The following is an 8,415-nucleotide window of genomic DNA, read 5'->3' on the forward strand; positions in this document are numbered from 1 at the left end:
TGGCGTTGCGCGCAGCCGGAGACCACCCCGATCGCGTCACGGCGGTCGGCGGGTTCCACGGCGGCGGCCTGGTCACGGAGGAGCCGGACAGCCCGCACCGCAGCCTGGCCACCACCCGCGCCGCGGTTCTGCTGCGCCACGCCGACGATGACCCCTCGATGCCGCCGGAGGGCATGGACGCCATCACCTCCCTCGCCCGCGAGTCAGGCGTCGCGCTCGACCAGGCCGTCTACCCGGGCGCTCCGCACGGGTACTCGATGGCGGACACGTCGATGTACGACGAGGCCTCGGCGGAGCGCCACTTCGAGGACCTTCGCGAGCACCTGGCGCGTCGCCTCTCCCGCTGACCGCGGCGGGCAGGCGCCCGGCCCCGCCGCCGCTCGCCCGGCCCGTTCAACGCGAAGAGCGTTCCGCACACCCGCCTCTCGGGCGATGTGTGCGGAACGCTCTTGGCGTCGGGGGTCTACGGTGTGCGGCAGGTCAGAGAGCCGGCATGTAGTCGAAGAACCCGGGGCTGTGGTCTTCGCGCAGGCGGGTCAGGCGGCGGTAGCTGATGAGCCAGCGCCCCTCCACCCGCCGATATTCCTCGTGGTAGTGGCCGAAACCGTGGAGGTACTCCTCCTCCCCGCGGTCGTTGGTCCACCACAGGCGGTCCTCCATCGGCCAGATGCCGACGGCGGTGGTGTCGGAGGTCAGTTCGATCTCCGGGGCGTGGCCGTGGTGGACGGTCGTCACGTGGGTCGGGCCACCGAGCATCCCGCGGATCGCCGCGGTCACCGCCTCCGGCCCCACCACGCGGTTGGCCGTGCCCTGGGTCTTCGGCTGCTTGTCCTCGGGCAGGCCGCCCCAGGTCTCGCTGACCACGTCGGCGGTGTGCAGCGTCGGGTAGATGTCCCACCGCTTCTCGTCGAGCGCCCGCAGTCGGGCGGCGAACACGCGCTTGACCTCCTCGATCGCCAGCGCCTGCTCACCACTGCTCAGGGTGATCTGTCCGGTCATCGTCACGCTCCCACGTCGTCTCGGCCCCGGGCCCACGCCCGCTCCCGCCGTGACCGAGCAAGCATTCACTTGGTCTCGGTCCGTTTGCCCGTCTAGACTTGACGTTTGTCAACGGCGAACGCGTCCGATTCCGGGCCCCGCCTTCGTCGCCACACCGAGAAGCACGAGGTCTCGCATCATGACTCCGCTGGTCGCCCCCGGTCGTGAAGCCCTGTTCCGGTCGCTCGACGTCCGCTCCCTACACCTGGCCAACCGCCTCGTCATGTCGCCGATGACGCGGATGGACTGCCCGGGCGGGCTGCCCGACGAGATCAACCGGGACTACTACGCGGCCCGCGCCGCAGGCGGTACCGGGCTGGTCGTCACCGAGGGAATCGGCGTGGACCACCTCACGTCTGTCGACCACTCCGCGATCCCGCGCCTCGACGGGCCGGAATCCGTGGCGGCGTGGCGCGTGGTGACAGACGCCGTGCACGCGGCGGGCGGCCGCATCATGGCGCAGTTGTGGCACGTCGGACCGCTGTGGGGTGCCAACGCCCGCTTCGACCGTGAGAACCGCGACCGCCTCATGGCGATGCACCCCATGCGCCCGTCGGGGCTGTGGGGCACGCCGGGCGTGACCACCTATTCCGAGCGGAGCATCGAACGCTGGTCGCCGGCGGTGGAGCCGATGACCGAGTCGGACATCGCCGACGTGATCGGCGCCTTCGCCCGCTCGGCGCGGTACGCCCTCGAGGCCGGGTTCGACGGGGTCACCCTGCACGGCGGCCACGGTTACCTGCTGGACGCGTTCGTCTGGGCGGACACCAACCGCCGCACCGACGAGTGGGGCGGCGACCTGGCGGCGCGGAGCCGCTTCCCCGCTGCGGTGGTGGCGGCGGTCCGCGAGGCCATCGGCGAGGAAGCGCCGCTGTTCTACCGCTTCTCGCAGCACACGCAGCAGGACTACACGGTGCTCAAGGCCACCAACCCCGACGATCTCGGCGTCTACCTGGGTGCTCTCGCCGAGGCGGGCGTCGACCTGTTCGACGCGTCGACCAGGCGGTTCAGCGATCCGGCGTTCCCCGACCTGGAGGGTGACGACGGCAAGGTCACCCTCGCCGGGTGGGCCCGCAGACTCACGGGTAAGCCGGCGGGCGCCGTGGGCGGCGTGGGGATCGGGACGTCCCTGCGCGAGCAGAAGTCGGGCAAGGCGGCCGTGGCGGCGGACAACATCGATTCGGTCGTGGAGTGCATGGAGCGCGGCGAGTTCGATCTCATCTCGATCGGCCGGATGCACCTGGCTGATCCGGCGATCGCCCGGGTCCTGCGCGAGGCCGAGCCGCTTCCGGAGTTCGACCGCGAGGTTCATGAGGCGCCGCTGCGCGCCCCCGCCTGATCCGCCCCGGGGGGCTGGCCACGCCGGGTGACCGGTCACCGTGGTGGCGCGTCCGCCTGCCCCGGGGCCGGTTGGCCCTCGATCTCGGGTCTGGACAACAGCCGACTGGCCATTGCGCGGCCCTGCCACACCAGTTCCGTCCCGTAGATGGGGCGGTGCGCGAAAGCGCCCTCCACGAGCAGAAACAGATGGTTGGCCAACAGTCGGTGGTCGATGTCCGGCGCGGCATCCTCTTTGACCAGATCTTCGAGCAGGTCGCAGACTGAATGCTTGTGGTAGCGAATCACCTCGTGCGCCGGGTGGCCCTCGGGCAGCTCGGCGGCGGCGTTGAGGAATGCGCAGCCTCGCCGGGCGTTTCCGTGGTCGGCGGCGTAGACGTCGAAGATCGCCAGAGCGCGCGGTCTCTCCGCGCGCTCCACCTCCTCCTCCAACAGCCTCCACCACCATCGGTGGCGATTGAGGAGATAGGCCACCACGAGCCCGTCCTTGGAGCCGAAGTGTTTGTAGAGGGTCGGCTTGGAGATCCCGGATTCGGCGGCGATCGTGTCCACCCCGACCGCGTGGATGCCCTGCTCGTAGAAGAGCTCCGAGCCCACGTCGAGGATCTGCTGGGCCCCGGGAGTCAGGTCGCTGAGGTCAGGAAAGTCGGCAGTCATATCGCCCTTGACTTTACAGGTCTGTATACCTAATCTGCAGCCGAGGCTTACAGACCTGTATACCCACCCTTCGCCCGGCCCCCGAGGAGGGATTCCCATGACCCTGTTCCGCGCCGCCCTCGACGTGATCGCCCAGCTGTGGTTCGCCCTTGACGCCGCCAGCGCCCTCCGCCGCGGCAAGCCCGTCTCCGAGCGGACCCGCCGGTACTGCATGAACAACACCGCCCCCGGTCGGCCAGAGGCGAGCGGAGTCGCCGCGTAGGCCCGTCCGCCTGCGTCGATGCCGCGGTCCGCCTCCGATCGGCAACGGACCGCGGCATCGACGGCCAACCTGCGGCCATGACCGTCACCGATGAACTACTCGAGGCCGCCAAGGCCTATCAGTCCGACTTCGACAAGGGCGACCTGCCCATGCCGCCCGGCAGGAAGGTCGCCGTCGTGGCCTGCATGGACGCCCGTCTCAACCCGTACGGCCTGTTGGGCCTGACCGAGGGCGACGCCCACGTCATCCGCAACGCGGGCGGGGTCGTCACCGACGATGTCCTGCGGTCGCTGACCATCAGCCAGCGACTGCTCGGCACCGAGGAGATCGTCCTCATCCACCACACGGACTGCGGGATGCTCACGTTCCGGGACGACGACTTCAAGGATCAGATCGAGTCCGACACCGGCCTGCGGCCGCGCTGGGCGCCCGAGTCGTTCCCGGAGCCGGAGGCAGACGTCCGCCAGTCGATCGCCCGCGTGGAATCCGACCCCTTCCTGCTGCACAGCACCGCGGTCCGCGGGTTCGTCTACGACGTGTCCACCGGTGAGCTGCGCGAGGTCCAGCGCGAGAAGTAGCCCGCCCGGCACGGCCAGCGCAACTCTGGTGTCAACCTGTCGTTGACAGTCCCCCGATTGTCATCCTATCGTTGACGGCATGAACGAGCACTCTTCGACCGGCCCCCTGGCCGCGGCGCTGGCGACCCCGGTGGACGATGCCGTCCGCGCCGCCTCGTCCGCCGCGGCGAGCGAGGCGTTCGTGCAGGCCCAGTCCCTTCTCGCCCCCCGCCCGGAGTCCGAGACCGAACTCGATCAGTGGAACGTTGCCGTCCAGGTCCTGGCCTTCCGGATCGAGCACGCCACCGGGGTCGACGCGCTCGGCTCGGTGGTGGGGCTCCGCCGATGGGGCGTCACCTGGGAGACCATCGGCCGGGCCGCCGGCATGAGCCGGCAGGCCGCGCACACCCGCTGGGGCGCACAGTCCCGAGCGGTGCTCGACCGCTACGGCACCGGAGAGCTGGGCGGTCCCGTCGCCGCCGACGAGGCTGACCTGACCGGTTGATCGCGCCGTGTCCCGGCGCGGCTTCCGGAATCACCCTCGTCGACGCCGGGAGCGGCGTTATATGGGGGACGCACTCATCCCTCGGCGCCGAGTCGGCAACGGGATCCTCGCGCGCCTCGCCCGATAGGAGCCCACCGCTATGTCAGCTGCCCGGACCGCCTCGCCCACCCCGACCGATCCCGAGGCCCGGCGTCGGGTGAACCCACTCCGCGTCGCACTCCTGATCGGCGGCCTGATCGCCGTGGGCTTCGGGGTGGCGGTCCTGCTGTGGCCCGTGAAGACCGCCGTCGCCGTGACCGGTGTGCTCGCGGTGTACGCAATCGCCGGCGGGATCGTCTATGTCGCCGTCGCGATCCTCGCCAAGCGGCACGGGACGGGCAGCCGGATCGGGCACGCCCTGCTCGGCCTGCTGTTCATCCTCGCGGGGGCCTACGCGTTCGCCTCACTGCAGGAGTCGGCGCTCTTCCTCGCGCTGTTCGTGACCGTCATGATCGGCGTGTTGTGGATCGTGGAGGGCTTCACCGCCCTGTTCACCCTCGCCGACACCGACTCCACCGCGTGGACGATCCTCTTCGCGATCATCTCCGTGCTCGCCGGGTTCGCGCTGCTCTCGACTCCGGTGTGGGGTGCGGGCTTCCTGTGGTGGCTCTTCGCCGTCTCGCTGCTGGTGCTGGGGGTTCTCAACGTGATCCGCGCGTTTCCGCTGCGGGGCTGATCCGGCGGACGGGCGCCGCGGGCGTGCCGGCGCGCGGCCGGCAACGCACCCGCCGGCTAGTGCCAGATCCGGCTGATCGCCTCGCGCAGCGGACGCACCCGTTGCCCGGCCAGCCGCCGCGCCGACGGCAGGAGCGCGCTCTTGTCCTTGGGAACCGCCCGCAAAACCTCGTCGTCGGGCAGTCGGGACGCCTCGGCCCGTGGCACCCCCACGCCGGGTTCCACGCGGTGCGGTCCGCCGACTCCCGGCTTGACGTCGAAGTCGAAGATCGCCGTGGGGATGTACAGCGTCGCGCACGCGTTGGGGATGTCGACCACGCTCGACAGGTGCCCCTCGACCGGTGCGGCGCCGATGAGCAGGTAGGCCTGCTCGCGGGTATAGCCGAAGGTGGTGAGGTAGTCGATCGCGCTGAGGCAGGCCCGCTGGTAGGCCAGGTACGGGTCGAGGAAGCGCTGCTTGCCCTTCTCAGTGACGGAAATGCCGGAAAACGAGATCCAGTCGTCGTACCGGGGCTCTCCCCCGCCGGGGACGAACACCGGGCTCTCGTGGATGCGGTAGGTGTCCATCCCGCCGGGGATCACGTCGACGTGCAGGTCGATGTACCCGCCCATCTCGATCGCGCCGCAGAACGTGATCTCGCCGTCGCCCTGGGAGAAGTGCAGGTCGCCCACCGAGAGGTTCGCGCCGTCGACGAACACCGGGTAGTAGACCCGACTGCCGGCGGTGAGGTTCTTGATGTCCTGGTTGCCGCCGTTCTCGCGCGGCGGCGCGGTCTGCGCTGCCTCGGCGGCGACACGCGGGGCGTCGTCCTCCGCGAGATGACCGAGCAGAGCGCCGTCGGGCAGCGGCGGCAGCGCGAGCGGCGGGACACGCAGCGGCTTGGTGGCGACTAGCGCCGCCTCTCGCTTGTTCCACCTGGCGAGGAGCTCGGCCGACGGCGCGGTCCCCATGAGGCCCGGGTGCGGCGCACCCTCGAAACCCACACCGGGGATGTGGCGCGAGGTGGCGCGCCCGCCGCCGAACTCCCAGACCGCCTTGTAAGCGTCGGGGAAGTGGTGGCAGAGGAATCCGCCGCCGTTGCGCGGGGAGAAGATGCCCGTGTAGCCCCAGCCCTGGCCGGCGAGAGGCCCGGGCTCGTCGGTGGAGGTGGGGCCGATGTCCACGATGTCGACGACGAGGAGATCTCCTGGCTTCACGCCTTCCACCGCGAACGGGCCGCTCAGCTTGTGCCCGGCGTGGAACGGAGCCCGGAGGATGTCCTCGGCCGAGTCGTCGTTCTTGATGGCACCGTCGAACCACTCCCGGCACTCGACCCGGATAGTCTGACCGGGCCGCACCGTCGCCACCGGCGGGATCTCCGGATGCCAGCGGCTGTGGCCGATGAGGTCCTGGTCGTCGAAGGGCCGGTTCGGGTCGAGGGGGAATATCACGTCGGGCACGAGAAGACCTCCTACGTCAGCGGTCGACGTCTTTCGCTCGGTGTCGCGTTCCACCGTGGTCGACGCGCCGACCCGCGACAACCGGACGCGTCCTCCGCGTGTCGTCCACTCTGGTGGGACACACGGAATTCGAGACGGGCCCAGAGAACGACGACGGAGGTCGGGTGCTGAACTGGGCGGAGATCCTCACACCGAGCGTGGCGCTGGCGGAACGCTTCTTCGGCGGCACACTCGTCTTCTTGGGACTCATGCTGCTGTTCCGTCTTGTCGGCCACCGTGAGGCCGGCGGCCCGGGGCTGACCGACCTCCTCATCGTCGTCGTCCTCGTCGTCGTCCTCGTCGTCGACGCCGCCAGCGCCGCCGACCCAGGTGGCTGGGTGGGAGACGACTACCTCCACGCACCCCGGTGTGCCTATGCTCGACACGCACTACTGACTTCCGGACGCAGGGGAAGACCGGTGAGAATCCGGCGCTGACCCGCAACGGTGTGCTGCCACGCATGCGTGGCGGCGAGCCCGATCGCCTGCCCGGAGGCCTGACTCCACCAGTCATCGCCGAGGTCTGCGATCCGGAGTCCTGCCAGGTGACGTGGCGTCCTCGACGCCTGCCGTCCTGCGGGTCTGCCGTGGTCGTCGACCACACGACACGATCCGAGGTCTGATCATGTTCCGTCACCACCCCAGAACCGCGCTGGCCGCGCTACTCGTGACCGGCCTGGCGCTCGCCAGCTGCTCACGCGGAGAGGCGCTCGAGAGCGGCGGCGCGGCCGAGCCCTTCGCCGAACCCGTCACCATCACCAACTGCGAGCGCGAGTCCACCTACACCGAGCCGCCGCAGCGCATCGTCTCGATGAACGACCACGTCACCGAGACCCTCCTCCAGATGGGCGCGGGCGACCGGATCGTCGGGATGGGCTACGGCGAGCAGAACGAAGTGCTGCCCGAGGTCGCCGATCAGTTCCACGCCATCCCCTCCCTGGCCGAGGAGTACCCGAGCTGGGAGCAGATCGTGGACCTCGAGCCCGACCTGGTGGTCGCGGGTATGCGCAGCGCGTTCGACGAGAAGGAGGGCCGCAGCCGGGACGCCCTCGAGGCCGCCGGAATCAACACGTTCCTGTTCTCGGAGTACTGCGGCAAGGGCTTCCCCGACCTGTCGATGCTCGAGACGGACTTCTCCCAGCTCGGTCGGGTCCTCGGCGTCGAGCAGGGGGCACGTGACCTCACAGATCGGATCCGCGGGCAGGTCGAAGATGTCCGCGCCACACTCGACGCCGCGGGAGTCACCGGGACGCCGACGTTCTTCTACGACAGCGGCGAGGCCGAACCCATGACGATCGGTGGGGTGGGCATCGGCCAGCTGATCGGCGAGTACGCGGGCGCGGACAACATCTTCTCCGAGGGCGACAAGCCGTACCCCAAGACCACGTGGGAGGTCCTGGGCGAGCGCCAGCCGGAGGCGATCGTGGTGCTGGACTACGGCGCGACCAGCGCGGAGGACAAGATCGCCTACCTCCGTGCGCAGCCCGTCATGGCCACCACCCCGGCCATCCGGGAGAACCGGATCGTGGTGGTGCCGCTGGCGGACTTCTTCGAGAGCTCGCGGATGGCGACCTCCGTGGAGACCATCGCCCGCGAGCTGCATCCGCACGCGTTCGGGCAGTGACATGACGTCGGTAGCCGCGAAACCCGATCGCCGCGCGGGCCAACGCCCGCCGGCCCGGGCCAGGGCCGACCTCGCCGTCGTCTCCCCCGCCAACACCACTGGAACCACCGACGCCGCGCCCTCCGCCCGCCGGCCCCTCGCGCTGATCTGCCTGCCGCTGCTCGCCGCACTCGTGGTCGCGATCGCGGCGGGCGTCTCGCTGGGCTCGGTGGCCATCCCGATCGGGGACGTGTGGGCGATCG

General features: G+C 70.2%; 10 protein-coding genes, 1 pseudogene and 1 riboswitch. Of the genes and pseudogenes, 8 read left to right on the forward strand and 3 right to left on the reverse strand.

Annotation, left to right across the window (positions count from 1 at the left end; translation table 11 throughout):
- A partial coding sequence (locus G6030_RS07840) for a dienelactone hydrolase family protein (RefSeq protein ID WP_182642734.1) occupies window positions 1-347 on the forward strand: 347 nt, incomplete at its 5' end.
- Window positions 348-480: 133 nt separating this feature from the next.
- Here the strand turns inward: G6030_RS07840 and G6030_RS07845 are convergent.
- Window positions 481-999: a nuclear transport factor 2 family protein gene (locus G6030_RS07845; protein WP_182642735.1), complete on the reverse strand. Its 519-nt coding sequence runs from the start codon at window positions 997-999 to the stop codon at window positions 481-483.
- Between the two features lie 178 nt (window positions 1,000-1,177).
- Here G6030_RS07845 and G6030_RS07850 point away from each other — a divergent pair, with 178 nt between their 5' ends.
- Complete coding sequence (locus G6030_RS07850; RefSeq protein WP_182642736.1) at window positions 1,178-2,377, forward strand: 12-oxophytodienoate reductase; 1,200 nt, start codon at window positions 1,178-1,180, stop codon at window positions 2,375-2,377.
- A gap of 35 nt (window positions 2,378-2,412) precedes the next feature.
- On the opposite strand, the gene G6030_RS07855 is transcribed toward G6030_RS07850, so the two are convergent.
- Window positions 2,413-3,033 carry a TetR/AcrR family transcriptional regulator gene (locus G6030_RS07855; RefSeq protein ID WP_063972444.1) on the reverse strand — a complete coding sequence of 207 codons (621 nt, stop codon included), beginning with the start codon at window positions 3,031-3,033 and terminating at the stop codon, window positions 2,413-2,415.
- Window positions 3,034-3,130: 97 nt separating this feature from the next.
- Here G6030_RS07855 and G6030_RS07860 point away from each other — a divergent pair, with 97 nt between their 5' ends.
- From G6030_RS07860 to G6030_RS07875, 4 genes are all read left to right on the forward strand, one after another.
- Complete coding sequence (locus tag G6030_RS07860) at window positions 3,131-3,295, forward strand: hypothetical protein (RefSeq protein ID WP_007632700.1); 165 nt, start codon at window positions 3,131-3,133, stop codon at window positions 3,293-3,295.
- Window positions 3,296-3,372: 77 nt separating this feature from the next.
- Entirely contained in the window at window positions 3,373-3,873 is a 501-nt protein-coding gene (locus tag G6030_RS07865) for a carbonic anhydrase (RefSeq protein WP_182642737.1), read from the forward strand.
- 79 nt (window positions 3,874-3,952) lie between these two features.
- Window positions 3,953-4,357, forward strand: a complete 405-nt coding sequence (locus G6030_RS07870; protein ID WP_007632696.1) for a hypothetical protein — start codon at window positions 3,953-3,955, stop codon at window positions 4,355-4,357.
- 139 nt (window positions 4,358-4,496) lie between these two features.
- Entirely contained in the window at window positions 4,497-5,072 is a 576-nt protein-coding gene (locus G6030_RS07875) for a DUF308 domain-containing protein (protein WP_182642738.1), read from the forward strand.
- 56 nt (window positions 5,073-5,128) lie between these two features.
- Here G6030_RS07875 and fmdA read toward each other — a convergent pair whose 3' ends face one another.
- Window positions 5,129-6,511 carry a formamidase gene (fmdA, locus tag G6030_RS07880; RefSeq protein WP_182642739.1) on the reverse strand — a complete coding sequence of 461 codons (1,383 nt, stop codon included), beginning with the start codon at window positions 6,509-6,511 and terminating at the stop codon, window positions 5,129-5,131.
- A 387-nt stretch (window positions 6,512-6,898) separates the two neighbouring features.
- Window positions 6,899-7,057, forward strand: a riboswitch (cobalamin riboswitch).
- 117 nt (window positions 7,058-7,174) lie between these two features.
- Between fmdA and G6030_RS07885 the strand changes: the two genes are divergently transcribed.
- On the forward strand, window positions 7,175-8,173 hold the full coding sequence (locus G6030_RS07885; RefSeq protein WP_182642740.1) for an ABC transporter substrate-binding protein: 999 nt from the start codon (window positions 7,175-7,177) through the stop codon (window positions 8,171-8,173).
- Window position 8,174: 1 nt separating this feature from the next.
- A pseudogene (locus tag G6030_RS07890) lies at window positions 8,175-8,415 on the forward strand (iron ABC transporter permease); the annotation flags it as partial.

Origin of the sequence: Dietzia sp. E1 (assembly GCF_014145015.1) — a bacterium.
Lineage (GTDB): Bacteria > Actinomycetota > Actinomycetes > Mycobacteriales > Mycobacteriaceae > Dietzia > Dietzia cinnamea_A.

Excerpts from the sequence above, each read along its gene's own strand:
- G6030_RS07850 (WP_182642736.1), top strand. The coding sequence starts at position 1,178 with ATGACTCCGCTGGTCGCCCCCGGTCGTGAAGCCCTGTTCCGGTCGCTC.
- G6030_RS07855 (WP_063972444.1), bottom strand. The coding sequence starts at position 3,033 with ATGACTGCCGACTTTCCTGACCTCAGCGACCTGACTCCCGGGGCCCAG.
- G6030_RS07885 (WP_182642740.1), top strand. The coding sequence starts at position 7,175 with ATGTTCCGTCACCACCCCAGAACCGCGCTGGCCGCGCTACTCGTGACC.
- G6030_RS07860 (WP_007632700.1), top strand. The coding sequence starts at position 3,131 with ATGACCCTGTTCCGCGCCGCCCTCGACGTGATCGCCCAGCTGTGGTTC.
- G6030_RS07845 (WP_182642735.1), bottom strand. The coding sequence starts at position 999 with ATGACCGGACAGATCACCCTGAGCAGTGGTGAGCAGGCGCTGGCGATC.
- G6030_RS07865 (WP_182642737.1), top strand. The coding sequence starts at position 3,373 with ATGACCGTCACCGATGAACTACTCGAGGCCGCCAAGGCCTATCAGTCC.
- G6030_RS07875 (WP_182642738.1), top strand. The coding sequence starts at position 4,497 with ATGTCAGCTGCCCGGACCGCCTCGCCCACCCCGACCGATCCCGAGGCC.
- G6030_RS07870 (WP_007632696.1), top strand. The coding sequence starts at position 3,953 with ATGAACGAGCACTCTTCGACCGGCCCCCTGGCCGCGGCGCTGGCGACC.